The sequence below is a fragment of the Clostridium thermosuccinogenes genome (genome assembly GCF_002896855.1).
Taxonomy (GTDB): Bacteria; Bacillota; Clostridia; order Acetivibrionales; family DSM-5807; genus Pseudoclostridium; species Pseudoclostridium thermosuccinogenes.
The window spans coordinates 4,509,462-4,534,764 of the sequence record NZ_CP021850.1 but is presented as its reverse complement, the minus strand read 5'-3'; the positions used below and the strand labels follow the sequence as shown (position 1 = coordinate 4,534,764).

Below are 25,303 nucleotides of genomic sequence, written 5' to 3'. Positions count from 1 at the left end.
TGAAAAATTTAGAATTTCAGAGCATCTCTTTTTTCAGTATTATATGAAATATCTTAAGGTGGTGTTGTGTTGACAAAAACTCATTAAGGAGGAAGTCAAATGAGCAAATTCTTTAGAATTGTGGCACTTCTCTTAGTGGTATGTGCAATGTTGGCTCTTGCTTTTACCGGTTACGAAGGTAAAGTATCTATAAATGAAGAAAATACGGATGTAGCATCAAAGGAAAGTTCAACTGACGATGATGGTAAGGTGGGATCAACTCCGGATGGGAAGGAGCCGGTAGAAATTGTTTATACCTGTTGGGGAAATGCTGCTGAAAAGAAGTCAACGGAGGAGGTTCTAAAAAAATTTCAGGAGAAATATCCATGGATTAAAGTAAAACCCATCATTATTCCTAATGGCCAGTATGACAGAAAAATAACCACAATGGTAGCAGCCGGTGAACAGCTTGATTTATCCCAGTTGGAATCGGCATCAATTGCTTATCCTCTTGCTGAACAGGGTAAACTTATGAATCTCAAAGAAGTAGCAGTTAATGATACCGAAATGCCCTTGTCGTCTTTTGTGCCCACAGGATTATATTATTTGGATAAAGATACTATTATAGGTGTAGGTACAGGAATGGAAGTGTTCAATATCTTCTATAATAAAGATTTATTTGCTGAAGCCGGTGTTGAAACACCTCCAACAGATCCTGAAAAAGCCTGGACATGGGATCAGTTTGTTGAAACAGCAAAAAAGCTGACCATTGACAAGGAAGGCAGAAATGCTCTGAATCCCGAATTTGATGAAAAAAGTATTGTGCAATATGGCTTGAATATTCCTAAATGGTGGGGAGTATGGGGTAATTTTATTTATTCCAATGGCGGTGATTACATAACGGAAGATGGGCAGTTCGGACTCAGCAAGCCTGAAGCCACGGAAGCTTTGCAAAAGATTGCGGATCTAATTCATGTACACCATGTCTCACCGGCACCTACTGCAGAAAAAGGCCTTCCGGGGACGGATATTGCCCTACAGACGAAAAAGATTGCAATGGCTGTTGACGGCCAGTGGGTGCACCTTGCTCTTGATTCTGCAAAGACCAACTTCGGAAGTGGTGTGCTGCCAAAATTGAAGGAGCTCAAAACGCAGGCGGTTACAGGTATGCTTTCAATTTTCAAGGGTTCTGCCAGTCCCGAAGCCTGCTGGCAGTTAATCAAATATCTGAATGATCCCGCACAGGATTTGACGTTGTATAGAAACGGCAATCTGATGCCGGTAGCTATTCCATGGCTGACAGAACAGGACAAGCTGGATCAGTGGACAAAAGGACTTACATCGCGCCCAGATGGCTATGTGGAAGGCATTGTTGGCATGCTGCTTAATTACAGCGTTCCTACACCTACCGGTACAGTAAAGAACTTCAGCAGAATCATAGACGTGGTAAACGCTGCGCTGGACAAGGTATGGTTGGGCCAGCAGTCCGCGGCTGATGCTATGAAGGAAGCTGAAGCCAAGGTAAAACCATTAATTCAGAGCAGACGTGAACGTGGAAATGTGAATGGGGATAATTAAGCACATGTTGCTGGGTTAATTGGAACTCTTGTCTATGAAGAAGTTTGAATTGCATTAGTCGGAAACAACAGAAGATTGAATTGCTGGTTCATCTGTTGTACTAAGAAGATATAGAAATAGAATATTTGTTTTGCTGAGTACATTATAGGCATATCAAAAGATAGAAAAAAATACCGGCGTATAATTGTTGACAAATATTCTTTTTCATTGTACAATATATTTCGTCGCATAATTAATACGGAGAGATGGTCGAGTTGGTTTAAGGCACCGGTCTTGAAAACCGGCGTAGGTGTGAGCCTACCGTGAGTTCGAATCTCACTCTCTCCGCCACATACTTAATAATTTAATTAATACGGAGAAGTACCCAAGTAGGCCGAAGGGGACGGTTTGCTAAATCGTTAGGCGTCGTAAGGCGTGCCAGGGTTCGAATCCCTGCTTCTCCGCCAAATTTATCAAAAAAGCCTGATTTTTATCAGGCTTTTTTGCATTTCAGAAGAAATCGTATATATTTGAGTTTATGGATAGTTTGACTATAACTTAAACAAAACCTTTGAATTTCAGGTGATTTTAAGGGTTTATGTTATTTATGAAAGAGCAGTATCAATTCTCATCGCTAAATTGATAGGGAAACTGTTTTATTTATGTTTATAATAAAATAGGAAAATGAATAGAAAATTAAAATAGAAAATTAAAATAGAAAATTAAAATAGAAAAACACAAGGCATTGGGATGCCATCATATTTTTCATAGGTCCTGTTGCAAAACCTTACGGACTTATCTCCTTTAAAGCTTGGTCATGTAAAGTATTTTTAAGGAATACCTTTTAAACTTATGCTGCTCAATCTGCATATCAAGAAGAATTATGTGCAAAAAAGGCTTCAAATAAGTGGTATAATTATCATATCAGAGGTTATTCATTAATTCCATTATTCTATTAGCAGATTGCATAATGAACTTTACATAGTTTATTATTGGGGTTGTATTTATGTATAAGATTATGATTATTGAAGACGATGACGCTATTGCAAAAGCCATGAAAGATCATCTGTGCAAATGGGATTACGATGTTTTCAATGTAAGCGATTTTAAGAATATTACGGAACAGGTTATACGTTATAATCCGCATCTGGTGCTGTTGGATATCATGCTTCCGTTTTTTAATGGCTTTTACTGGTGCAGTGAAATACGCAAGATATCCAAAGTGCCTATCATGTTTATATCATCGGCCAGCGACAATATGAATATTGTGATGGCCATGAATATGGGCGGGGACGACTTTATTACAAAACCTTTTGATTTGAATGTACTAACGGCGAAGGTGGGAGCTCTGATTCGGCGTACCTATTCGTTTCATGGCCAGGTAAACATAATTGAGCATAAAGGGGTTGTACTGAACCTCAGTGATACATCAATGACTTATCAGAACAAAAAGATCGATTTGACCAAAAACGAGTATAAAATCATGCAGATCCTCATGGAGAATATAGGGAAAGCAGTTTTTCGGGAAGAAATAATGCAGCGCCTTTGGGAAAGCGATGATTTCATTGATGACAACACTTTGACGGTGAATATTACCAGGCTGCGTAGGAAGCTGGACGAGGCCGGACTGGAAGATTTTATAAAGACAAAAAAGGGCATCGGTTATATTATAGAATAGATTATGAGGCTATTTACCAGAGAGATTTTTGCCTGAGAATTAAGGTAAACACATCCCTTGTAGTAACTTAAGAGGTAGTTATGAAGGAATTTTTTGGTGTTTTAAAATCATACGCAAAACGAAATATTCCGGGTATAGTTATATTTCTGATATGTGTCGGAATATTTTTATTGATACTTTATCTATATTCTTTGCCGACGGCAGCGGTAGGCTATGCAGCGCTTTTGTCAGGAAGCTTTATTTTTATTACAAAGGCTGTAGGCTTTATGCTTTACTATAAAAAACATGCCGCTCTTACAAAGCTGAAGCACGGAATCACCCTTTCCGATTTTATGTTTCCTGCAGCAAAGGATTTGATTGAAAAAGACTATCAGGAAATTATCAAAATAATTGACAGAGATCGGATGGATGTTATAAATGAAAAGGATGATGCCTATAACGAAATGGTGGAATATTACACCATATGGGCTCACCAGATAAAAACACCCATCGCAGCCATGAGGTTGATTTTGCAGTCGGAATATTCCGATACGAATAATGAGCTTTTGGATCAGCTTTTCAGAATTGAGCAGTATGTGGAGATGGTGCTTCAATACCTGCGCCTTGAGAATATGAGCGGTGATCTTATGATTAAAAGGTATTCCCTGGATGATATCGTAAGACAGGCCATCAGGAAATATTCCAAATCATTTATCCGCAAGAAGATCAAGCTTAATTACCGAAGCATTAATTGCAGCGTGCTGACCGATGAAAAATGGCTGGTTTTTGTTGTGGAGCAGATATTGTCCAATGCCTTGAAGTATACCAATGCAGGAGAAATCTCCATTTATATGGATGAGGTATTACCCCTTACACTGGTTATTGAGGATACGGGCATAGGAATTGAGGAGGAAGATCTGCCTCGGGTGTTTGAGAAAGGTTATACCGGCTATAACGGAAGAATGGACAAAAGATCTACCGGAATAGGATTGTACCTGTGCAAGCGAATTTTGAACAAGCTATCCCATACTATTACAATCGAATCGGAAGTCGGCAGGGGTACCAAAGTAAAAATAGGACTGGATACGGTGAATATCGCTGCAGACTGATGAAACCTGCCTCTTTGAAGCTTATTGGCATGGTGTTTGGAGAAGTATGAATAATTCTCGGTCTCAGGCAATATTGCAGGTTTCTTAAGCCTTTCTGTAAAGCAGTATATATTCTGATAAAGAAACTCATTTCTAACCTGTCATCGATATGAAATAATGCAATTTAATATTACAAAAATGTAAGAATGAAAGGGAAAATGTAAGCCAAAGTTAAGGCAGGGCATTTTCTTTCTTTGCTATAATGGGGAATGTCAAGTACATTTTTAATTCATTGTAAAGGCTTTACCCCCTATGGGGTAAGCATATCTATACCGGCATTATGATGCTATGCCGGCAGTAGTATTGGTGAACATAAAATAAAAGTTTTATATGAAATCAGGAGGAGATTATGCCACTTTTAGAGGTTAGAAACTTAAAGAAAATCTACACCACGAGGTTCGGAGGAAACCCTGTCCAGGCGCTTACCAATGTGTCTTTGACGGTGGATAAAGGTGAATATGTTGCCATCATGGGAGAGTCCGGGTCGGGCAAGACAACTTTGCTTAATATCCTTGCCGCCTTGGATAAACCAACCAGTGGAGAAGTGCTGCTAAACGGCAAGAATATAATATCCATCAAAGAGAAGGAAATATCGGCTTTCAGAAGGGATAACCTGGGCTTTGTGTTTCAGGATTTTAACCTTTTGGACACCTTTTCCATCAAGGATAACATCTTTTTGCCCCTGGTTTTGGCAGGAAAGTCCTATGATGAAATGAATGAAAGGCTTAAACCCATTGCTAAAAAGCTTGGAATCAGCGATATTCTTTCCAAGTATCCTTATGAGGTTTCCGGAGGACAGAAGCAAAGGACGGCCGTAGCCAGGGCTATAATTACAAATCCCCATCTTATTCTGGCCGATGAGCCTACAGGAGCACTGGATTCGAGGGCTACCGACGGTTTGTTGAAGCTGTTTAATGAAATTAATGATGAAGGTCAGACAATTCTTATGGTAACCCACAGCATAAAAGCTGCAAGCCATGCAAAAAGGGTTTTGTTTATTAAAGACGGGGAAGTATTTCATCAGATATATAAAGCTTCCATGTCCAACGAAGAAATGTATCAGAAGATTTCTGATACGCTGACAATGATTGCGACAGGCGGTGCCAGAAATGAGTAAATTATTTTATCCAAAACTTGCTACAATTAATATAAAAAATAACACTAGAACCTACATGCCTTATATATTGACATCTATCGGTATAATAGCTATGTTTTACAACATGTGCTATTTAGCAGTGGCAAGAGATATAGGCGATAATATAAAAGACAGTATGAGCCTGAGGATAATGTTACGCCTTGGTTCGATAGTAATAGGTATTTTTTCAGTCATATTTTTGTTCTATATCAACAGTTTCTTGATTAAAAGGAGAAAAAAAGAGTTCGGACTTTTCAATATTCTTGGTATGGAAAAAAAGCATGTGGCAAGGATCATGTTTTTTGAAACCCTTTTTTCCGCTCTCATAAGCATTACAGCCGGAATACTGACAGGAATACTTTTAAGCAAGCTTATGATCTTGCTGCTGCTTAAAATAATAGCCGTTGACGTAGGCTTTGGGTTTGAAGTGCCCTTGTCAGCTATTATTTCTACCTTGCTCCTGTTCGGTGGTATCTTTGCCCTAAACCTCATCTACAACATATGCCAGGTACATCTGGCAAAACCTGTGGAATTATTAAAAGGAGGCAATGTAGGGGAAAAGGTGCCAAAGACAAGATGGTTGATGGCGATCCTTGGTACCATATGCCTTGGAATAGGATATTATATTGCTCTGACGACGGAAACCCCGTTGGCTGCTCTAAACTTATTCTTTATCGCTGTAGTCCTGGTGATAATAGGAACATACTTGATGTTTATTGCAGGTAGCATAGCAATTTTGAAGATGCTGCGCAAAAATAAGAAGTATTATTACAAGCCAAGCCATTTCATATCGGTATCGGGGATGATATACCGCATGAAGCAAAATGCGGCAGGGCTTGCCAGCATATGCATTCTATCGACTATGGTTATCGTAATGCTTTCTACCACTATTTCCTTGTATGTGGGAATTGAGGATGTTCTGCGCACCCGTTATCCAAGAAATATCATTATTGACGCTGATAATATAACGGATGAAAAAGTGCAGAAGCTGGACCAGGCCGTTGAAGAGCAGTTATCCAGGTTTGGTGCCGAGAAGAAGGATATTGTCCGATACCGCTCTATGAGCTTTGCAGCAATCCAGGATGGTGCAGTTTTTTCAGTCCGCAGCCAAGATTCTTATGCATATGATAATATTTCCATAGTTGTATTTATTACCGCCGATGAATACAATAAAATTGCAAACAAGGACATATCTCTTTCCGAAGGTGAGGCATTATTATGTTCCTATCGCGGAAATATTCCGGGAAATTCCGTGAGGTTCGGTAATTTTGAATTATCCATCAAGGAGCGGTTGTCCTCCGATGACACTAAGGATATTACTAAAGGGATGCTTTCTGCCATGGCAGCGAACAGCTATTTCTTTATAGTTAAGGACGTTGATGCCATAAAGCAGGTATATAAAGGTTTTCATGGAGAAAATACCGATGTTCCGGAGCTATCCTATTATTATGCTTTTGATGTGAGTGGCAGCAGGGATGTACAGATAAAACTTGTAGGAGAAATTAGAAAAGCAATGAAGGAAATAGGAGCAGAAGGCTATGTCGAAGGCCCGGAAGCCGAAAGAGAAGGCTTCTACAGTCTGTATGGAGGTCTGTTCTATCTTGGATTGTTCCTGGGAATCCTGTTCATAATGGCGACAGTTTTGATTATCTACTACAAGCAGGTTTCTGAAGGTTATGACGATAAGGAGCGCTTTGGAATCATGCAGAAGGTGGGGATGAGCCGTGAAGAAGTCTGGAAAGCCATCCGTAGCCAGGTGCTGAGTGTTTTCTTCCTTCCATTGTTGGCGGCAGTTATTCATATAGCTTTTGCTTTCAAGGTGATAACTAAATTGCTTTATATATTTAATCTTACCAATATACCGCTGTTTGCATTGTGTACAGTCATAACCATCCTGGTGTTTGCCGTTTTCTATACTATCGTGTATGCAATGACTGCAAAGACCTACTATAAAATTGTAAGCTAGTGGTGATACCTCTTTGGTATCATCACTAGAGCATCCGCTTATGAATGTGTAGCGTAACTGCTCATGAGTGCATAGAGCAACCCCTGACGAGTGCATAACACAACTGCAAAAAGCGCATAGAGCAACCACTCTTGGAGTGCATAGCATAACTGCTCAAAGAGGTATAGAGCAACCTCTCACGAGTGCATAGCACAACTGTTCATAGATGCGTAGAGCAATCACTCATGAGTGCGTAGCATGGCTGTTCATGAGTGTACAGAGCAACTGCTCATGAGTATATAGCACAACCACTCATGCTTGTAAGAGCAACCAATAATGAAAATAGATTCATATTTCATGTCAATTGACCATGAAAATAATATTCTTATTTTCATGGTAATGAGCTTATTTATAAAGTGTGGTTATCTGCATAAAAATGTGGATAAAAAAATAAAATTTTCATGATTGGTGTGGAAAAGATTTTAACCCCTGCAAGACTACTATTTCTATTTAATCATGGAAAGAAAAATATCAAAGTGGGAGCGTGATACGAAATAGGTCCTAAATAGTTTAATTCAACTTATGATCTGATTTAGGCATAAAAAGATTTTAAATGACCAAATAGAGCCAAGGGGAAATATAAGGACAAGCAGGATTCTTCAAAAGATCCTGTACTGATGCCATTTATGGCATCATTTTTTTATTGCTCTTTTTTTCATAAGGGATCTAGCTGAAAGAATATCTTTTTTGCTGGTTTTGCACAAAGCAAGGTAACATGATCCGGCCGGAAGCAAAAACACCTGAAAAAGGGAGAGGGCTATGACATAATTCGTTGGTTCAGGTATGCTTTCGGGAATGATTTTCAATATAAGTCCCATTAATCCGTTGCCCAAGGACCGGCCGATGCCGCTGACCAGATTTGCTATGCTGAAAGCTGTTGCCCTGTGCTCGGGTAAGTTGACATCGGTGATAAGAGCAAGCCAATTGGGTGAATTGGCCGATTGGACTGCACTGGCGGCCAGAGCCAATATAAGCATTAGAATCATCTGCGGGTTGGTAATTAAATCAACAAAAAGGCCTGAAAGAATCGATATAGGGTGACCGCTATCCGGCATGGACAGTTTTTTTATAGGTATTATAATCATGGACACATATAAAGGAAAGGCGGCAAAAATTAATAAGGAGGTCAAAAAAGCACGGCCTCTTAGACTGCGCTTTTGTGCCCTGTCTCCCAGGTAACCGAAATATGCCGACATTGAACCTCCTGCCTGAAGCAGTGAGTAGAGATAACCTGAAGCGATGATCGCAGTAGAGCTGCTGTAGCCTAAAGCGGTAATTTTAGAAATATATAGGGTTGGCAGCCATATGAGGGTACCGGCAGAGATATTCACGAAAAAACCCTGCCATATAAGCCACATATTGCTTTTTTTATTTACAATATCATGTATTTGGCTTAGCTCAATGGTGTAGTCATACCCATAACCTTTAGAGGTCAGGGCTTTTAATTCCGGCTCTGCAGCCCCTTTTTCGGGTTCTTTTATAAAGAAATACAAAATGATCAACACGCTTCCCAGCGCTGCCAGGACTATGAAGGGTACCCTCCATCCATAGGATGCGGAAATCAAGGATGCCATCATCCCGCCGGAGGTTATTCCGAATCCCTGGGCACCTCCCCAAAAGCTCATCAGCATACCCCTGTACTGCTTTGGTATAGAATCGGTAAGTATGCTGAAACCGATGGATCCTACACATCCAAGGCCTATGCCTGTTAGAACCTGAAACATGGCAAGCTGGATATAATTTTTGCTGTATGCCGTCAGAAAAACAGAAACTGCCCATATGAGAGAACCGGTAATTATGAGTTTTTTTCTTTTTCCCTTGTCGGCGAGGTATGCCCATACCACCGATGAAGCTGAAGTCACAAATAAATTTATGGATGATACCAGGCCAAGACTTGATATATGGGCATTCAAATCTTCGGCTATGGAAGAGAAAAGCGGAGGAAAAAGACCTATTACAGCATTATTCAAAGCTGATAAAATCATAAAGACGGATATGGTATATATCATTTTAAATTTTTGCTCATTCTGTATCATAGAGTCTACCTTTCAGTTGTAATTTATCAAATCAGATTGCTAATATTATCTCATATAAATATTAACAGTGTATTTATGATATGAAAATAAACTATTTATAATTATTAACTTTTAGACCGAAGGAAATTCTAAAATGTCAGTAATAGCACAAGCGTCGGAAGGCGCAGGATAAAAAGAAATATGTATGTAAGGAATTGCACATAAAAAAGATACTCAAAAGCGAGTATCTTCATACATAAGCAATAACAAACTGGCTCAATGGTTTTGAAATAATCAAAAATTACTCCATTATTAGTCGTCTATATAAGTTTCTACTTGAAATTTACCGTCAAAGTATTGTAAATGATAACGGAAGCTTCCCCACGGGTTACCTGCTTATTTGCCGGAATATTGACATCCTTGGTCATTCCGAGATTTCCGGAAAGGTTTATAATCCTGTCCGGCCATTTTCCTTCTTTAGGCTCTTCATACCCCAAAGCCCTTACCAGTACGGTCAAAACCTCCGGATATGTTATATAATTGTTGGGGGCTATGGTACCATCCGGGTTTCCGGCTATGAGGCCATGCTTATATGCTATTTTTATATTGTTATATGCCCAGTGGGACTTGTCGATATCTTTGAAGGGCAGTTCCCCACCACTTACGTCGGAATTTTCAAGGCCCAGGATTCTCACCACCATGGTGAAAAACTCAGAGCGTTTAATTTTGTCTCCGAGGCCGAGGCTTCCGTCAGGATATCCCTTGAGAATCCCCAGGGAATGCAAAGCTTTGGCACGATCGTTTTGTATATCCACATCAGAGGAAGCGGACACATATGTAAACATCAGTGAAAAAATCAACATAAAAGAAATAAGCACTTTTGACAAATATCTGTACTTCATCACCATTTCTCCCAGATTTAATAGTGTAAACCGAATAGCCATCATATTCAATTAATATTATATAATGAAATCCCGTCTAAGTATATTAAATATTGTTTACGATGTGCCATACATATGTATAGGTTTGCCGATACGCCTTTTCATGCCTAAAAGTAGTCCGGTGACAGGAAAAGTTTGTTTTCCTGCTGCGCAGCTTTCAAAGAATGCTGAAATTCAAGGACTGGCAATATTTCCAAAACAAATCAATGAATAATCATATTTAATTTAACCAAAGCTAACTTTGATACATCAAAATCAATCATGTAAAAAATTACTAATCTTGAAGGAGGGGCTTTGATGGCAAGGACAGTTGTTGCACTTTTTCCCGATTACAAAAAAGCTGAGGATGCGGCATGGCAAATCAAGGAAAGAGGGCTTAGAACCGATGACATATCCATAGTTGCGAAGGACAGCAATAATACAGGTTCAAACTTGGACAGTGGCATGAAAACCGGGGCTACCATGGGTACCCAGACCACCAATGATAACATATCCGATGGTGTTGTCACCGGAGGTATTTTAGGCGGAGTTGCGGGAATACTGCTGGGAGCAGGAAGCTTGATGATTCCGGGCTTAGGTATTGTGGCCGCAGCTGGACCTATAGCAGGTCTTATTTCAGGAGCTGTAACGGGAGGAATAGTCGGAGGACTTATGGATCTCGGAATTCCTGAAGAAAGAAGCAGGCAGTATGAAAGCGACATAAAGGCAGGCCGGGTTTTGTTCAGCATGAGAACCGACGATGACAAGGTTGATCAAATAAGCTCCATTCTGAAGACAAATGGAGCCTCAAAGGTAGACACATATTGATGGAAAACTGTATTAATGGTTTATTTGACATTTTGCTAAATACAGCATAATTTATATTGCTTTTATCTACCGATTCATTCTTGGTTAACAGAGAGGGTATATGGTGCTTCATTTTCACCATATACCCTTTCGTCCTTTCACCAATCTATTGCACCTTTGGAACACAGTTTATATAAGACAGACTCTTAACGCAGCTGCACAGGCATACAGCTTTAACTGCTTGATACAGCTTTCACCTATATAAAACACCTTATAAGACAGATGCCGGTTTCACGATTTAGCCTGGATTTTGAGAACTATCCTCGTTAGTATTCTGTATGTTTTGAGTATCCTGAATTGGTTCCACATTCTGCTCCGGCTTTTGCACATTTTCCTCATCCGGATGCTGCTGATTTTCTGGGCCTGAACCTGTATTAGGGGACTCAGGCTTGGTGGTTGAATCCGGTTCCGCTGATGCAGGCTGTTCATCAACTTTTTTTGTACCCCTTAAAATCTCTTCTGTCAAAGGCTGGTATGTGCTGGTGGTGATTTTCCTTCTTTCTTTAACCACACCGTTTTCCTTTATTATTTTGTAAGTATCTACAACATAACCGTTATATCCAGTCTGTATAACCTTTGTTTCACCTTCCGGAAGGTTGGGGTCATCGGTATAATTTGTAGTATACGGTATGGTTTTAATTATTTCCGACTGCATCTCCACGGTTTTGTTCGGCGTTTCATTAGTTCCTATTATAGAAAAATATAGCTTATTATCTTGAGTCATCCAGCTTTTTATCATAATAGGCCAGTTTGTTGAATTTTTGAACCTGAAATCGGTCTGACCGTAATAAACGGTAGAATCCAGGCCGTAAGGAACATAGGATACAACAAACATGTGATTTCTGCGCTCCACAACCTCGAGGTCGGCATAAAGGACAGCGTTATACAAAGTTGAGGAAACCTGGCATATACCTCCTCCAATATCGGGTATAACCTTTCCGTTTTTGAATACCATTGCATCCTTATATCCGGCTTCGATGGTTCTTTTTCCCACCGTCTCATTAAAAGAGAAAACTTCGCCGGGAGCCAGTATTTTTCCGTTGATCTTTGAAGAAGCAAGACGCAAATTCTCAGTCCTGTTTCTATTGGTCACCGTATCATTTTTGTAGCTTGAATAAGCGGTATAAAGGGTGTCCTTAAACAAGTTTTTCCTAATATCTTCTGCTGTAAGTTTCGGCGCAACAAGTTCGATAGGTATAATCTTTTCGGTGTTTTCCTTGTTTGCCAATTCATCGGCTATATTGATAAGGTCGGATTTTTTGACGCTTCTGCCCACAACCTCCGGAACAATAATGACGTTGTTGTTCTCAACCTTTACATAGGCATCCTGGGCTTCTCTGGTTATTTTGCTGTAATAATCATCCACATCAATTTTGGCAGGCATGGTTATATCAATTGGTATATTGATATTTCCGCCTTTCAGCATATAGATATGATTTTCAATTTCTTTCAGCAGCAAATCTTTATCAATGTTTTCCCCATGGTGTCCTGAGCGTACGACAACCATGTCGTCCCGGATAAGCAAATCTGCTTCCTTAACGGGTATGAGGGTTTTTTCGTACAGGGACTCAATTACTTCGTCTACTTTTTGCTTATCATATTCATAAGCTACTTTGATGACAGGATTATCTTTTCTTGCCATCAGAATATCACGGAATCTTTCAAATATATTTCCTGTCCTGCCGATGCTGAAGGCTTCATTTATAGTGCCTTCTACGTCAATTTTCATATCCAGATCCGAAAACTTCAAAATTTCACTTTGATCTCCGGCATGGATGGTTATTTCCAGATCCTTGATTTTATCCCGGTATTCTGAATGCAATAGTTGTGCAACCTGCTGTCTTGTAAGACCGCCTACATGCACATCATTAATATATACACCGCTGTATACCCTGTCGTTTCTTAAAATCAAATAAGCCAATTGGGCTGTTATGGCTATGGAAAGCATAATTACAACAACCAAAGCTATTACTATTGCTTTTCTTGATACAGCTTTTTTAGTTTGTTTCTGAACCTCACTCTGCATTCTTAGCACTCCAAAATTGAATAATTTTAAATAATAGGAAAATAATGTAATATACTCTCTTAACCCCTACATAAATAGACGGAATTAGGGCCATTTATGTTCCCATTATGTAACACCCTTTATTATCGCAATTTTTTGAAAAAAACTCAATACGATAATTTATATATGTGCGTGAAGCTTTATATTAAATATATATTAAATCTTTATTTTGCTATAGAAAAACTTCTTAAAAAGATATAAGATTTACCTAACAGATTTATACCAGGAAGGACTCAAATATGAACCGTTTTAATGATAAGGAATTTATAGAATTATGCCAAAGACTGAATGCTGAACCTCACATTGAAGAAGTGACCATAAACTATGAAAACAAAGGTTTTTTTAATAAAATAAAAAAGTCGGTGGAGAAAGACCGCCGGGGAGAGGTTGTTTTTTGTGTCCGACGCCCAAATGGCAAGATTATTGTCGTTACCTGTAATGAATACCCGGATGGAGTATTCAGGATTCCTACCGGAGGGATAGGGCATGAGGAGGACATAATTCAGGCGGTATACAGGGAGACGGAAGAGGAACTGGGACTGAAGGTAGATATAGAAAGCTTTGCCGGAGTGCTTAAAATAAAATTCGAAAATTCCGGGGAAACCGTCATGTTCTATTCCTATTTGTTTATCCTCAGGGAAAAAGGAGGAAAGCTCCTTGCGGATGCTATTGACGATGAAATAAGTGAAATAAAGGAAGTGGACGTGGACGGCCTTCGACAGGTTGGAGAAGCACTGCTGAATATTAAAGGGAAATGGTCCGATTGGGGAAGATTCCGTTATGAAACCACCATGGCAATATACAGGTATCTGACCAATGCAGGATGGCAGCAGTGATAAGCTTTGGCAGCTGATTGGACTTCAATGGAAAGAACCAAAGAGAGAAAAGGATTCGGTACCGTGCATATACATTTTAATAGTTCCATACATACTGGAGCATGTCTTACCCGATTCTATGGCATAAAAAGATTATTTATAGAATAAATGTATAAAAAAGGCAAATTTTGCTTATACTTTATTGTAAAAAAGTATAAGGGGAATTTGTATGTATCCGGAAACTTATGGAAATCAAGGTTACAAACCTCAGAAAGGCAGTCTGCTTTCTAGGCTACTGAAACCTTCCATCAGGCAAAAAACCGTTCCTGACATCGATATGTGCGATAGGGAATATAATGAACTTATAGAGAGCATTAGAAATGCAAAAATGGAATGGGAAAATGCCAGTTGGAATTTTGAATATGCCGATGATGAGGATCTAATTGATTATTATACATACAAGATCAAGGCTTGTGAAATAAGGTATGAATATTTCCTTAAGAAGGCTAAGGAAAAGGGCATTAATGTTAACCTTTAAGGGCTCATTTAAGCCCTTTTATTTTTTTTGTAATAAAATTATGGTCAAGTTTATATATTTAATAATGTACAAAAGATTCACATAATAATTTTTGCTTGGCTGAAGTTTCCGTGCGGATGGATGTGTGCCATCGGGTAGTATATATAATAGACATTGATTAGATATGATTGACTTTGATTTGATGAAATCCTTAGGAGAGGCGTGGGGTCATGGCACTGGATTATGGCGTCCTGATTGCCTATATACTAGGTATCATAGTATTGTTTATACTGGGAAGAATGTTCTCTATACCTCTGAAGCAGGTCCTTAAAGTGCTGGCCAAAGTATTGATGGGCGGGGTTGTTATCTTTGGGATAAACTTTATAGGCAGCTTTTGGGGATTTAAAATAGCGCTTAATGTCATAAGCGCCGCGGTAGTTGGTTTCCTTGGATTGCCAGGTTTGATATTGATGGTGGCATTGAAATTTTTGCTGAGCGCATAGAACAAATGAAAAAAGGATGCTTATTGAGCACCCTTTTTCCAAATACATCAGGTATGATTATTTTGTCAAGCTCTTTGGTGCCTTTGGCTGGTAAACCCAATAGAATGAAGCCGTGCTTACTGCTGTAATTGCTATTAATGAGAGTATAGCTGAAACAATTGCTAAAAACTTTTTCATCATCATGCCCCCCCTTTCATATGATGTTGAACAGTTTTTTAAAGCAATCTGTTACTGCTTTGAGATATGGTCGTTTAACTTATCCAAAGCGTCTTTCAACTCTTCGTAATTCTTTTCTTCCAGGAGATTGGAAATATATTTTAAACTCTGCTTCAACTCATTATTACTAAGGGAATTTTTGTTTTTGTAATAGTCATTGGTGCTTTTAATAGCTATTGTCAACACTATGGTGACAAAAATGGTAAGGTATATGTTTATCCTAACCAGTATCGAATTAGTGGAATTATTTATGGCATCTAAATCACCATAAATAGCCAACTTGGCTAACAGGTTCGTTATAAATATCAATGTGCATATGCTGATTATATATACAAACAGTTGTAAATAAAACTCCTTTTTTTTTAAATTTACTTTTTCAAAATCAATTATTTTAATGTTATATTTCATAAAGATATAAATCAGCACTGCTTCAACAATACGCTCCGGTATAAAGAATAAAAATAGTGTAATGTCATTGCTTAACACATTTTCAAAGTTTAGTCCCGTAATTGCCGTTAAGAGCAAAATACAGGCTGTTTGCTCTATTGTAAACAACACCAACGATAAAAGGGAAGCCATCGTAGATTCATAGACCGTTAGCTTAATTATAAATATGTATAGCAAGGTGAACATAATAAAGCTCACCAGAAGATTTTCTATCTCGCTACCTACTAATTTTCTTATAAAAAAGGACATTACAGATGATAAGGCAGCCATTGCAAGAACCCTAGCCAGATTAATTTTACTGCGGATATATTCGGACTTCCCTGTAGAAAGCAATCCCAATAATATTATTGCTATTGCTTCCGGAAAGCTTATTGTTAATACACTTACAATAGATGATTGTGCCATAAAAACACTCCTTTGATCAAGCATAGAAATTCAAGACTAAGATCGCTAAATAGGCTTTGCTAGTAATCATTTTCGACTTCTTTCATTTACCAGGGTATCAATTATCAAATGAAGTGAATTCGGGCTCACCTTTTTGTACTGGGCCTCCATTGCAGCTTTCAGGTATGGAAGATTTTCTTCCCGGACCACCCATTGCTTTATTTCTTCCGAAAGGCTGTTAAACATTGCAAAGTCTCTGCTTAGTTGTTCTGTGGATGCTTTGAGTTTGGCCTCTTCGTATTTTCTCCTTTCTTCTGCAAGAGTTTCTTCTGTATTAAACCGATACCAAAAATCCGAATTTACACCTACATACTTGCTAAGAATATTTATAGTACCCGGAAAGGGTTCTATGTCTCCGTTCATATAGCTTCTTATCTGCTTGGGGCTAATGCTGTATCCGGTTTTTCTATGGATATCCTGGGACAGCTCATCTATTGTCATGTCTCCCATAATAAGGTTCATATTACTTATAAATACAGTAAGGTCGAAATTTCTATCCCCCGTATCTTCTTCGCTAAGATAACCTGCCGCTTTCATAAGTTCTTCGTATGGATATTCATATGCTTTAGAAATAAGCCTGAGAGTGTCAAGCTTGGGGTTAGAATCCTTTCCTGTTCTCGGGTCTATCCCTTTTTCAAGGATACTAAGATAGGAATAGCTTATACCCATTCTCTTTGCTGCCTCACGTATAGACCAGTTCTTACTTAGTCTTATATGCCGAAAAAGCTCTCCTAAATTATTCATTAGACCACCTTTACTGTTATGCAGAAAATTTATGTACATGCTATATCATAATATTAACTCATTTTAATAGAAATGTAACTGAAATTTATTGCAATTGTAAAATATTTGTCATTTTGTACAAATACATTGCTACAAAATTGTAGTTTTTATATAAATTAAAAAAACTGTAGTGTTAAATATTGACAAGTTGTTTAACATGTTATAACATTATACATGTGTTAACACTATTTATCTTTATTAACTGCAGACGCTGGCAGCTAATATAAAAATCCAGTGTTTTTCTATATTATTAAAAGGTTTGTAAGTGTTTTGGGGGGTGCCAGCGCCTTTTTTTTATGCAAAAAAATATCTTCGTATAGATTCAGGTATAGATTCAGCAGTGTAAGCCAATCCTTTAATATATCGGCGGGGATCGATATCGCGATTTTGATCCGTCAATTTCCGGGATAGTATAAACCAGCTTGGGTAAGCTTTGAAGAATACTATCCGACGATTTGGAATCGGGGGTATGGCTTATGCTTCGAAGAGATGTTTATTACCGCATTTTAACTGTTATCATCCTTTTGTCTTTTGCAATAAAATTAATAATGATTTTCAAATATGGCAACATGCTAAACTTAGGCAGCGACGATCTAAACTATGTAAAAAGCGCGGTAGCTTTGCTAAAAAACGGAATTCTTACATATCATAACTACAATGAACCCACAGTATTCATAATGCCTCTTTATCCCATGTTTTTGGCTATGGTATTCAAGGTTTTGGGCTATGGTTTTGCAGGCTTGCAGGCAGTCAGGGTAATTCAAGCTCTGATAAGCTGCATTACTATTGTTTATATTTTTCTGATGGCCTCAGACCTATTCGATAAGAAGGCCGGGATTATCTCCGCCTTTCTTATGGCATTTTATTTGCCCAATATAACAACGTCGGGATATTTTCTCACTGAAACGGTCTTTACTGCTCTTTTGTGTGCTTTGATACATTATTCCCTCAAAGTTTCGAAAAAGCCGGTTTTGTATAAGTTCATGCTGTTAGGAGTGCTATGGGCAGCTGCTACTTTATGCAGGCCCACCATTTTGTTTTATCCTTTATTTTTCTTCCTGTATCTTTTTCTCTACCACAGAATCAGCCTTAATAAAATCCTTAAGTGGTCCCTGTCCATGATGGCAGTGTTTGCATTAATAATGTCCCCATGGTGGTTAAGAAATTACAGGGAATACGGGGTGTTTATACCCTTGGCTGCATCCAGCGGCAATCCTATGCTTCAGGGAACTTACATAGATTATGTGCAGAATCCCGATAACATAGTGCATTATGAGATGGGAAAAAATGCTTTTGAGACAAACAAGAATGAAATGAAAGCGGTAAAGCAGCGAATAAGGATGGAATTGGAGAAGGACTTCTGGGGCTATTTAAGATGGTATACGCTGGGCAAGACCCTTAAGCTTTGGAGTGTGCCTTTTTACTGGAAGAGGGTTTTTGATATAGGTATAGAGCATGTTTTTCCTTTCCATTGCATTATATTGTCCGGATTCATTGGAATAGCCATCCTTATTTTTAAAGGTGCTTATGAATTTATGAAGGGCGGTGCCGGCAGGAAGCTTGCGGGCAACGAATTTTTCAGGTATTTCATTCCTGTCTCGGTTATTCTGTATTTTAACCTTATCCACTGCGTTTATATGGCCTTCGATCGATATGCATTCCCTCTAATGCCGCTTGTCTCTATATTTACGGGGTATCTGGCCGTAAAGGTGTCGACGGTACTTAAATCCCTTGTGAAATTGTAAGATGAATTTCCCTGTTGCTCCGGGACGCAGGTCGCGGTGATAACGGTAGTACTATGCTGCATTTTAATCACATATAATTTATTGATATGCAGTAATGGTTCCAAATCTTATCGCTGCTTATTTGACCTTGGATGAAGTGAATTATCATGGAGAATCTCGGAGGTTTATTATGCATGACATAGACAGGGAAATATCGGAAAACTATGGTTTTGAGATTAAGAGCATTGCACCGTACAAGGACGTATTCATAATCAATACGTCAAATGGGAGAAAGGTATTGAAAAAGACGGTATTATTCCCCGAAAGGATACAATTTATCCATAATGTCAAGGAACACATGATTAAAAATGGTTTCAGCAATATGGACAGATACTTGTGCACCCTGAACGGAAAACCCTATATCTCCGCAGATGGATCCAATTATATAATAACGGAATTTGTCGATGGAAGAGAGTGCAATTTTGACAATAGGAATGAGATGATGGGAGCTTCCAGGCTTCTTGCTATGATACACAAGGCATCAAGAGGTTTTAAGCTGCCTGAAGGCAGTTTCACGAGGGATGATCTGGGAAAGCTTCCTCAATACTTTTCCAAAAGACTTGATGAGATAAAGAAGCTGGCCAAAATTGCAAAAAAGGGTAAAAGCAAATTTGACTTTATGTTCCTGGACCACTTTGAATATTTTTATAATCTGGGTGAAAATGCCCTCCAGCTTATAGAAAGTCCCAGATATGAAAGGCTTGTGAAGCAGTCCAGGGAAGAAGGCATCATATGCCATCATGACTTTACCCATCACAATATCATCAAAAATGGAGAAACCTATTATGCCACCAATTTTGAATTCTGCTGTTATGAGCTGAAAGTTTACGACCTTGCGAATTTGCTGAGAAGGAAGATGAGAAGATGCAACTGGGATATAGATGAGGCCAAGCTCATAATAGATGAATACCGGACAGTAGAAAGCTTAAGCGAGGATGAAATATATGTCATGAAGATCATGCTCCAGTTTCCGCAAAAGCTGTGGAGGGTAGCCAATAAGTATTACAACAGCAAGCGCAGCTGGTCGGAAAAAAGCTATGTGGCTAAAATGCAGGAGGTCATAGATGAGATTGAGTACCATAAAAAGTTCATGGAGCAGTATGACATGTTGTTTTAATGTGGCGTGGTAGCGTCGTTTAATAAAATAGCTTTAGATTTTATGTATAATAAACTGCATCCCAATCACCAGCACCCGAATTTTTGCATATTATGTAATGAACTTTGAAGAGTAAGGGTGATTTGATGGGAGAAATCAAAATAGGAGATATTGTTGCCAGAAAATCTTATGGAGAGGATATCTACTTTAAAGTGGTGGATATCTTAAATACCGGCGAAGAAAAAACCGTCATACTTAAGGGTATAATGTACAGGATAGAAGCCGATGCACCTGAATCCGACCTTATACAAGTGCCTGACCAGAAGGTAAGAGAATACACTGTGAAAGAGAATTATGCCGTAACCAGAAAGTGCAGGGAAATAAGTGCGCGCAGCTTTAGAAGATACCCAAAAAAAGCTTTATACAGAGGTACTCCTAATGATGATTCCCGCATGTATTCAAAATCGGGCAAAGTACTCCATATAGATGGCGATGAAGATTATCTTGATACCTGTCTCAAGCAGTACAAAGAGTTTGGAATAGAGACAGTAGGAAAGCATGTCCCGGAAAAGGACCAACCCTCAGCTGTGTACGACCTCCTTAAGGAGCACAGACCGGATATACTTGTATTGACAGGCCATGACGGCTTTATAAAAAGTGAAGGCAAACCGACGGATGTAAACGGCTACTGGAATTCCAAGTATTACATTGAAGCAGTGAAACAGGCTAGGAAATTCGACAGCAACATGGATAACCTGATAATTTTTGCAGGCGCATGCCAGTCCATGTACAAGGAAATCATCAATGCGGGCGCCAATTTTGCGAGTTCTCCCAACAGAGTACTGATCCATGCTCTGGACCCTGTGTTTGTTTGTCAGAAAATAGCTTTTTCCAATGTCAATTCTGTTCTGGACCCAATGGAAGTTGTGGGCAATACGATAACCGGTGCGGAGGGCATAGGAGGTTTACAAACACGGGGAAAATCACGGAAAGGATACCCTACAGAGCCGCAATCTTAATGTTTTTTTTAAATAAATACTTGACATAAATAAATTGTTCCTGCTATAATATATATTTTTTTTGACAAAAGAAGAACTTTGTGTTATAATATTGACAAACAGAAGATGAGGTGATTTAATGATAGAAAAGTGTGACTTGTTTCAGATAAAGAAGGATATAGAAACCTGTATCGGAGAAAAAGTTCAACTGAAAGCCAATAAAGGTAGAAAAAAGGCAGTTATTAGAGAAGGTATTATTGAAAATTCCTATCCGAGCATCTTCATCGTAAAGTTTGAGAATGAGTATGAAACAACCAGAAGGGTTTCGTACAGCTATACAGATATACTCACAAAAGCAGTTGAAGTAGTAGTTTGCAAAGATAATAGAAAAATACAGGTTAGCTAGAGTGTTGGGACAATAGAAAACTAAGGGAGCCGGGATTTTGTTTCGACTCTCTTTATTTTTGCCATTATTATGCTCATGTTATATACAGCTTTATACAGAAATTACAATTCGGTAGTGTATAGAATATAACTCCCGGAAGGTAAAATTCACCGACCCTCTAGTAGCATCTCTTAAAGAAAAGGAATTCAAACTCTCTTCTTTAAGACTTTTCCTTAAAATTCATATTCCGACGCTCTTGAATCATATACTGAAAGCGATGGGATCTCTTATTTTTTTGGCAAGGAATTTTTAAAATATGATATCCTTAGCATTCGTTCATTTTAATGCCAACTTTTTGTCGATATTCATATAGAAATTTTACTGGTTATGTTTTGCCATATCTGTCTCATCAATATTTCGCCGAGAGGCATATTTTATGAGTCTTGTCAATATATATTACATAGATGCTCAAATCTATTCGATAAGCAAGAGGAGGATAGGACCATGTCTCTCGAACTCACAAGGGAAACTGTCATGATTAATCATGTGATTGGCGAAGACTCAGCGCAGACAGTTATAGAGAATGATATAATTGTGCCCGATGTTAAGCCGGATATTTCACGGATACTGCTTTTAGATGGAGATGCATATGTTAACAGCGCAGAAGCTGCACAGGATAAAATTATTGTCAATGGGACAATCCAGTATAAAATACTATATGTTCCGGACGGAGAAAGCAGGGAAGTAAAAGGAATAAACACCTCATCCAGTTTTACCTATGCACTGGACGTGGAAAACGCCGTACCGGAAGCAAAATGCAGAGCAAAGTGCGATATAGAGCATATTGAATTCAATATGCAGAATGAAAGGAAAATCAATGTCAGAACCATTATGAAGATCAGCGGAAAAGTCATGGAAGAGACTGAACAAAGTGCTGTCAGCAATATTGAGGCGGTTGAGGATGTGCAGATTTTGCGTGACAGTGCTTCCGTCAACTGCTATCTGGGAGATAACACAGTTGACTGCACGATAAAGGAAACTTTGGAAGTTCCGGCAGGAAAGCCCTCCATAAGAGAGCTTTTGAGAACGGATGCCAAAATAGTAAGCAAAGAGTATAAAATAGACGACAATAGGGCAGTTGCCAAAGGAGAGCTGAATATTTCCGCCTTGTACACAGCAGATGATGAGGAGGGCAGCATCCAGACCATGGAGTTCAGCTTGCCTTTCATGGAGTACATAGAACTGGCAAGCATTACTGATAATGCCGATTGTGAGGTAGATTACCGCATTGCGAATATTCAGCTTGATCCGGTGGAGGATGATGATGGAGAGCTCAGAGTTCTAAATGCCGAAGCAGTCATAAACCTGTATGCATCAGCGTATGAGAAACGCAACATAGAAATGGTTTCCGATGCTTACAGTCCCAGCGTAAGGCTGAATATCGAAAAGGAACCCTTTAAGACTGAAGACGTTGTAACCCGAAGCAAAACACAGGTTGTTTTGAAGGATACAATAACCATAAGCGATGAAAGTCCGGAAATAGCTGAGGTATTCAATGTATTGTGCAGGCCTGTGCTGTCTGAATATGAGATATCCGGCGATAAATTGATAATTGAAGGCGTTGTGAACAATAATGTGCTTTACTTGTCCAATGATGGAGAAAGACCGGTTTTCTGCCAGGAACAGGAGATTCCGTTCAGGCAGACAGTAGATATAAAGGGTATAGAGCCGGATATGAAATGCGATGTTAATTTGGATATAGAACACTGCAGCTATAGCATGGTTTCGGCAACAGAAGTGGAAGTAAGGCTGATTATAGGAGTGGACGTAAAAGTAGTAAGACAGGTTGTTTTCCCTCTTACCGTTAGAGTTACGGATCTTCCCCTGGATGGCAAAAGGCTTGAGCAGCAGCCGAGCATTGTGGTATATTATTCAAAACCCGGGGATACATTGTGGAAAATAGCTAAGAAATATTACACAACTGTGGATTATATCCAGCGCATAAACAATATCACCGATCAGGACCTGAATACGCCCGGACTTCAGATATTAATTCCTAAAAAAGCAAAATAAACGGAAAGCGTTATGTATTAAAAATTGCATCAGCCTTATAAAAAAGTGCTTGAAATTTAAATTTCAAGCACTTTTTGTTGAAATAGACGTGTATTTTGTATATAATATTTTCAACCGTAAAGTAAACAAATTATTACGGCACCAACTGGTAAAATCCGAGGTGGATGATGGATTCAACGGAACTAAAGGCAAGAGCAAAGATCAACCTGTCTCTTGATGTACTTGGCAGGAGACCGGACGGCTATCATGATGTTAAGATGGTAATGCAGACCATCGAGCTTCATGACAGGATTTTTATAGAAGTGATTGAAAAAGGAATAGAGATTGAATGCAGTGCTCCCTGGGTTCCTAACGACAAAGGAAATATTGCTTACAAGGCTGCTGAGCAGCTAATTGAACGGTTTGGAATAAAAAAGGGTGTAAAAATAAGGATAGATAAAAACATACCTGTTGCAGCCGGTCTGGCAGGAGGAAGTTCTGATGCGGCAGCGGTATTGAAGGGTATGAACAGTCTATTTAAACTGGATTTGACTGAAAAGGAGCTAATGGATATCGGAAAAACCATCGGCGCCGATGTGCCTTTTTGCATCAGGGGCGGCACTATGCTGGCCGAAGGCATTGGTGAAATTTTGACACAGCTTGATCCTCTGCCGGTTACGAATATAGTTTTGATTAAACCTAAAATAGGAGTTTCCACAGCCTGGGTTTATGAAAACCTTAATGTTAAAAAATTGACAAGCAGGCCCAACACAAATATAATAATTAATAGTATTGCGAACGGTAACATTAAAAAGCTTGCTCAAAACATGAAAAATGTTCTTGAAACAGTTACTTCTGGAAAATACGAAGTAATTGGCGAGATAAAACAAAAGCTGGTGGAACTGGGTGCTTTAGGAAGCATGATGAGTGGCAGCGGACCTACAGTTTTTGGAATTTTTTCTGATAAAGCGGCTGCGATGAGAGCATATGAAGCCATGGAGAGCAACAGATGGGACAGGTATATTACTACTACGGTATCTCCATGAAGAATTTGGACAAACAGTATTCGGGCACTTTTCCATGTATTAAACTATAATGTTGAAGGTTAGGGTGAGATAAAGGTATGGCAAGTAAGCTTTCTAAAGTCAACTTGAACGACTATAAGCCATTGCGGGAAGTTATTTTCGATACTTTAAGAGAGGCTATAATAATGGGCGAGTTAAAGCCCGGAGAAAGATTGATGGAAGTCCAGCTGGCCGAGAAGATGGGCGTAAGCCGGACACCTGTAAGAGAAGCTATCAGAAAGCTGGAGCTGGAGGGTTTTGTAACCATGGTTCCACGTCGGGGAGTGCAGGTTGCTGACCTTTCCATGAAGGACATAATTGATGTTCTCGAGATAAGAGCATCTCTTGACAGTCTTGCAACTTCACTGGCTGCGGAGAGGATTACCAACGACGAGCTCAAGGATTTGAAGCATGTAAACAATCAATTTACCAACTATGTAGAAAAAGAAAATTTACAAAACTCCATAAAAAAGGATGTGGAGTTCCATGAGCTTATTTACCGTTGTTCGCGCAATGAAAAGCTTTTGCAGATAACTAACAATCTCCGGGAGCAGGTGCATAGGTTCAGAGTTATTTACATGAAGGACCTGAGTGCTCACAAGGGATTGGTGGCAGAACATTGCGAAATACTGGAAGCGATAGAGGCAAGAGATCCCGAAAGGGCAGGTATGCTTGCCAGAAAGCACATTGAAAATCAGGAGCAGGCGATTCTCAATTCCATCCATAAAAACAATTTATAACAGGGATTTCGCTGGTGTTGAAAGATAGCCTGTGGAAGAAAGTGAGTTGTCATCGGAGTATAAATATCAAAAGATATATTATACTCCGATACTTGTCAAATCTCCGATTCA

General features: G+C 39.0%; 22 protein-coding genes and 2 tRNA genes. 18 read left to right on the top strand and 6 right to left on the bottom strand.

Annotated elements, in window-relative coordinates; translation table 11 throughout:
* Window positions 1–99 precede the first annotated feature (99 nt).
* The 7 genes from CDO33_RS19805 (at window position 100) to CDO33_RS19775 (ending at window position 7,442) form a co-directional block, all read left to right on the top strand.
* Window positions 100–1,557 carry an ABC transporter substrate-binding protein gene (locus CDO33_RS19805; protein WP_103081527.1) on the top strand — a complete coding sequence of 486 codons (1,458 nt, stop codon included), beginning with the start codon at window positions 100–102 and terminating at the stop codon, window positions 1,555–1,557.
* 239 nt (window positions 1,558–1,796) lie between these two features.
* Window positions 1,797–1,887: transfer RNA gene (locus CDO33_RS19800), tRNA-Ser, on the top strand.
* A 24-nt stretch (window positions 1,888–1,911) separates the two neighbouring features.
* Window positions 1,912–2,003 (top strand) — tRNA-Ser (locus CDO33_RS19795).
* Between the two features lie 539 nt (window positions 2,004–2,542).
* Window positions 2,543–3,214: a response regulator transcription factor gene (locus CDO33_RS19790; RefSeq protein ID WP_103081528.1), complete on the top strand. Its 672-nt coding sequence runs from the start codon at window positions 2,543–2,545 to the stop codon at window positions 3,212–3,214.
* A gap of 80 nt (window positions 3,215–3,294) precedes the next feature.
* Window positions 3,295–4,302, top strand: coding sequence for a sensor histidine kinase (locus CDO33_RS19785; RefSeq protein WP_103081529.1), 1,008 nt, complete (start codon window positions 3,295–3,297; stop codon window positions 4,300–4,302).
* A 388-nt stretch (window positions 4,303–4,690) separates the two neighbouring features.
* Window positions 4,691–5,458, top strand: coding sequence for an ABC transporter ATP-binding protein (locus CDO33_RS19780; protein WP_103081530.1), 768 nt, complete (start codon window positions 4,691–4,693; stop codon window positions 5,456–5,458).
* A complete protein-coding gene (locus CDO33_RS19775) occupies window positions 5,451–7,442 on the top strand; it encodes an FtsX-like permease family protein (protein WP_103081531.1) in 1,992 nt (663 codons plus the stop codon). The genes CDO33_RS19780 and CDO33_RS19775 overlap by 8 nt, the downstream gene beginning before the upstream one ends.
* Before the next feature lie 671 nt (window positions 7,443–8,113).
* Here the strand turns inward: CDO33_RS19775 and CDO33_RS19770 are convergent.
* Both CDO33_RS19770 and CDO33_RS19765 read right to left on the bottom strand, forming a co-directional pair.
* Complete coding sequence (locus CDO33_RS19770) at window positions 8,114–9,490, bottom strand: MFS transporter (RefSeq protein WP_103081571.1); 1,377 nt, start codon at window positions 9,488–9,490, stop codon at window positions 8,114–8,116.
* 338 nt (window positions 9,491–9,828) lie between these two features.
* Window positions 9,829–10,398: an S-layer homology domain-containing protein gene (locus CDO33_RS19765; protein ID WP_161496509.1), complete on the bottom strand. Its 570-nt coding sequence runs from the start codon at window positions 10,396–10,398 to the stop codon at window positions 9,829–9,831.
* A 336-nt stretch (window positions 10,399–10,734) separates the two neighbouring features.
* Between CDO33_RS19765 and CDO33_RS19760 the strand changes: the two genes are divergently transcribed.
* Window positions 10,735–11,244 carry a hypothetical protein gene (locus tag CDO33_RS19760; RefSeq protein WP_103081533.1) on the top strand — a complete coding sequence of 170 codons (510 nt, stop codon included), beginning with the start codon at window positions 10,735–10,737 and terminating at the stop codon, window positions 11,242–11,244.
* A gap of 277 nt (window positions 11,245–11,521) precedes the next feature.
* On the opposite strand, the gene CDO33_RS19755 is transcribed toward CDO33_RS19760, so the two are convergent.
* Entirely contained in the window at window positions 11,522–13,309 is a 1,788-nt protein-coding gene (locus tag CDO33_RS19755) for a VanW family protein (RefSeq protein ID WP_103081534.1), read from the bottom strand.
* Between the two features lie 278 nt (window positions 13,310–13,587).
* On the opposite strand from CDO33_RS19755, the gene CDO33_RS19750 reads away from it, so the two are divergent.
* From CDO33_RS19750 to CDO33_RS19740, 3 genes are all read left to right on the top strand, one after another.
* Window positions 13,588–14,184 (top strand): NUDIX hydrolase, encoded by a 597-nt coding sequence (locus CDO33_RS19750; protein WP_103081535.1) that lies wholly within the window; start codon window positions 13,588–13,590, stop codon window positions 14,182–14,184.
* 208 nt (window positions 14,185–14,392) lie between these two features.
* A complete protein-coding gene (locus tag CDO33_RS19745) occupies window positions 14,393–14,701 on the top strand; it encodes a YaaL family protein (protein ID WP_103081536.1) in 309 nt (102 codons plus the stop codon).
* A gap of 209 nt (window positions 14,702–14,910) precedes the next feature.
* Window positions 14,911–15,183, top strand: a complete 273-nt coding sequence (locus CDO33_RS19740) for a pro-sigmaK processing inhibitor BofA family protein (RefSeq protein ID WP_103081537.1) — start codon at window positions 14,911–14,913, stop codon at window positions 15,181–15,183.
* A 57-nt stretch (window positions 15,184–15,240) separates the two neighbouring features.
* Here CDO33_RS19740 and CDO33_RS19735 read toward each other — a convergent pair whose 3' ends face one another.
* From CDO33_RS19735 to CDO33_RS19725, 3 genes are all read right to left on the bottom strand, one after another.
* Window positions 15,241–15,360 carry a cyclic lactone autoinducer peptide gene (locus CDO33_RS19735; RefSeq protein ID WP_242973493.1) on the bottom strand — a complete coding sequence of 40 codons (120 nt, stop codon included), beginning with the start codon at window positions 15,358–15,360 and terminating at the stop codon, window positions 15,241–15,243.
* A 51-nt stretch (window positions 15,361–15,411) separates the two neighbouring features.
* Window positions 15,412–16,251 (bottom strand): hypothetical protein, encoded by an 840-nt coding sequence (locus CDO33_RS19730; RefSeq protein WP_103081539.1) that lies wholly within the window; start codon window positions 16,249–16,251, stop codon window positions 15,412–15,414.
* Window positions 16,252–16,317: 66 nt separating this feature from the next.
* Window positions 16,318–17,034, bottom strand: coding sequence for a helix-turn-helix domain-containing protein (locus CDO33_RS19725; protein ID WP_103102816.1), 717 nt, complete (start codon window positions 17,032–17,034; stop codon window positions 16,318–16,320).
* Between the two features lie 515 nt (window positions 17,035–17,549).
* Between CDO33_RS19725 and CDO33_RS19720 the strand changes: the two genes are divergently transcribed.
* From CDO33_RS19720 to CDO33_RS19690, 7 genes are all read left to right on the top strand, one after another.
* A complete protein-coding gene (locus CDO33_RS19720) occupies window positions 17,550–18,818 on the top strand; it encodes a glycosyltransferase family 39 protein (RefSeq protein WP_103081541.1) in 1,269 nt (422 codons plus the stop codon).
* 169 nt (window positions 18,819–18,987) lie between these two features.
* Entirely contained in the window at window positions 18,988–19,974 is a 987-nt protein-coding gene (locus tag CDO33_RS19715; RefSeq protein ID WP_103081542.1) for a CotS family spore coat protein, read from the top strand.
* Between the two features lie 125 nt (window positions 19,975–20,099).
* A complete protein-coding gene (gene yabG / locus CDO33_RS19710; protein ID WP_103081543.1) occupies window positions 20,100–20,972 on the top strand; it encodes a sporulation peptidase YabG in 873 nt (290 codons plus the stop codon).
* A 118-nt stretch (window positions 20,973–21,090) separates the two neighbouring features.
* Complete coding sequence (locus CDO33_RS19705) at window positions 21,091–21,357, top strand: Veg family protein (protein WP_103081544.1); 267 nt, start codon at window positions 21,091–21,093, stop codon at window positions 21,355–21,357.
* A gap of 483 nt (window positions 21,358–21,840) precedes the next feature.
* Complete coding sequence (locus CDO33_RS19700) at window positions 21,841–23,409, top strand: DUF3794 and LysM peptidoglycan-binding domain-containing protein (protein WP_103081545.1); 1,569 nt, start codon at window positions 21,841–21,843, stop codon at window positions 23,407–23,409.
* 167 nt (window positions 23,410–23,576) lie between these two features.
* Complete coding sequence (gene ispE / locus CDO33_RS19695; RefSeq protein WP_103081546.1) at window positions 23,577–24,434, top strand: 4-(cytidine 5'-diphospho)-2-C-methyl-D-erythritol kinase; 858 nt, start codon at window positions 23,577–23,579, stop codon at window positions 24,432–24,434.
* Window positions 24,435–24,511: 77 nt separating this feature from the next.
* Window positions 24,512–25,192: a GntR family transcriptional regulator gene (locus CDO33_RS19690; protein ID WP_103081547.1), complete on the top strand. Its 681-nt coding sequence runs from the start codon at window positions 24,512–24,514 to the stop codon at window positions 25,190–25,192.
* Window positions 25,193–25,303: the final 111 nt, after the last annotated feature.

Bases quoted from the DNA above. Each gene is read 5' to 3' on its own strand.
- CDO33_RS19805 (WP_103081527.1), top strand. From the start codon at position 100: ATGAGCAAATTCTTTAGAATTGTGGCACTTCTCTTAGTGGTATGTGCA.
- CDO33_RS19790 (WP_103081528.1), top strand. From the start codon at position 2,543: ATGTATAAGATTATGATTATTGAAGACGATGACGCTATTGCAAAAGCC.
- CDO33_RS19785 (WP_103081529.1), top strand. From the start codon at position 3,295: ATGAAGGAATTTTTTGGTGTTTTAAAATCATACGCAAAACGAAATATT.
- CDO33_RS19780 (WP_103081530.1), top strand. From the start codon at position 4,691: ATGCCACTTTTAGAGGTTAGAAACTTAAAGAAAATCTACACCACGAGG.
- CDO33_RS19775 (WP_103081531.1), top strand. From the start codon at position 5,451: ATGAGTAAATTATTTTATCCAAAACTTGCTACAATTAATATAAAAAAT.
- CDO33_RS19770 (WP_103081571.1), bottom strand. From the start codon at position 9,490: ATGATATATACCATATCCGTCTTTATGATTTTATCAGCTTTGAATAAT.
- CDO33_RS19765 (WP_161496509.1), bottom strand. From the start codon at position 10,398: ATGAAGTACAGATATTTGTCAAAAGTGCTTATTTCTTTTATGTTGATT.
- CDO33_RS19760 (WP_103081533.1), top strand. From the start codon at position 10,735: ATGGCAAGGACAGTTGTTGCACTTTTTCCCGATTACAAAAAAGCTGAG.
- CDO33_RS19755 (WP_103081534.1), bottom strand. From the start codon at position 13,309: ATGCAGAGTGAGGTTCAGAAACAAACTAAAAAAGCTGTATCAAGAAAA.
- CDO33_RS19750 (WP_103081535.1), top strand. From the start codon at position 13,588: ATGAACCGTTTTAATGATAAGGAATTTATAGAATTATGCCAAAGACTG.
- CDO33_RS19745 (WP_103081536.1), top strand. From the start codon at position 14,393: ATGTATCCGGAAACTTATGGAAATCAAGGTTACAAACCTCAGAAAGGC.
- CDO33_RS19740 (WP_103081537.1), top strand. From the start codon at position 14,911: ATGGCACTGGATTATGGCGTCCTGATTGCCTATATACTAGGTATCATA.
- CDO33_RS19735 (WP_242973493.1), bottom strand. From the start codon at position 15,360: ATGAAAAAGTTTTTAGCAATTGTTTCAGCTATACTCTCATTAATAGCA.
- CDO33_RS19730 (WP_103081539.1), bottom strand. From the start codon at position 16,251: ATGGCACAATCATCTATTGTAAGTGTATTAACAATAAGCTTTCCGGAA.
- CDO33_RS19725 (WP_103102816.1), bottom strand. From the start codon at position 17,034: ATGAATAATTTAGGAGAGCTTTTTCGGCATATAAGACTAAGTAAGAAC.
- CDO33_RS19720 (WP_103081541.1), top strand. From the start codon at position 17,550: ATGCTTCGAAGAGATGTTTATTACCGCATTTTAACTGTTATCATCCTT.
- CDO33_RS19715 (WP_103081542.1), top strand. From the start codon at position 18,988: ATGCATGACATAGACAGGGAAATATCGGAAAACTATGGTTTTGAGATT.
- yabG (WP_103081543.1), top strand. From the start codon at position 20,100: ATGGGAGAAATCAAAATAGGAGATATTGTTGCCAGAAAATCTTATGGA.
- CDO33_RS19705 (WP_103081544.1), top strand. From the start codon at position 21,091: ATGATAGAAAAGTGTGACTTGTTTCAGATAAAGAAGGATATAGAAACC.
- CDO33_RS19700 (WP_103081545.1), top strand. From the start codon at position 21,841: ATGTCTCTCGAACTCACAAGGGAAACTGTCATGATTAATCATGTGATT.
- ispE (WP_103081546.1), top strand. From the start codon at position 23,577: ATGGATTCAACGGAACTAAAGGCAAGAGCAAAGATCAACCTGTCTCTT.
- CDO33_RS19690 (WP_103081547.1), top strand. From the start codon at position 24,512: ATGGCAAGTAAGCTTTCTAAAGTCAACTTGAACGACTATAAGCCATTG.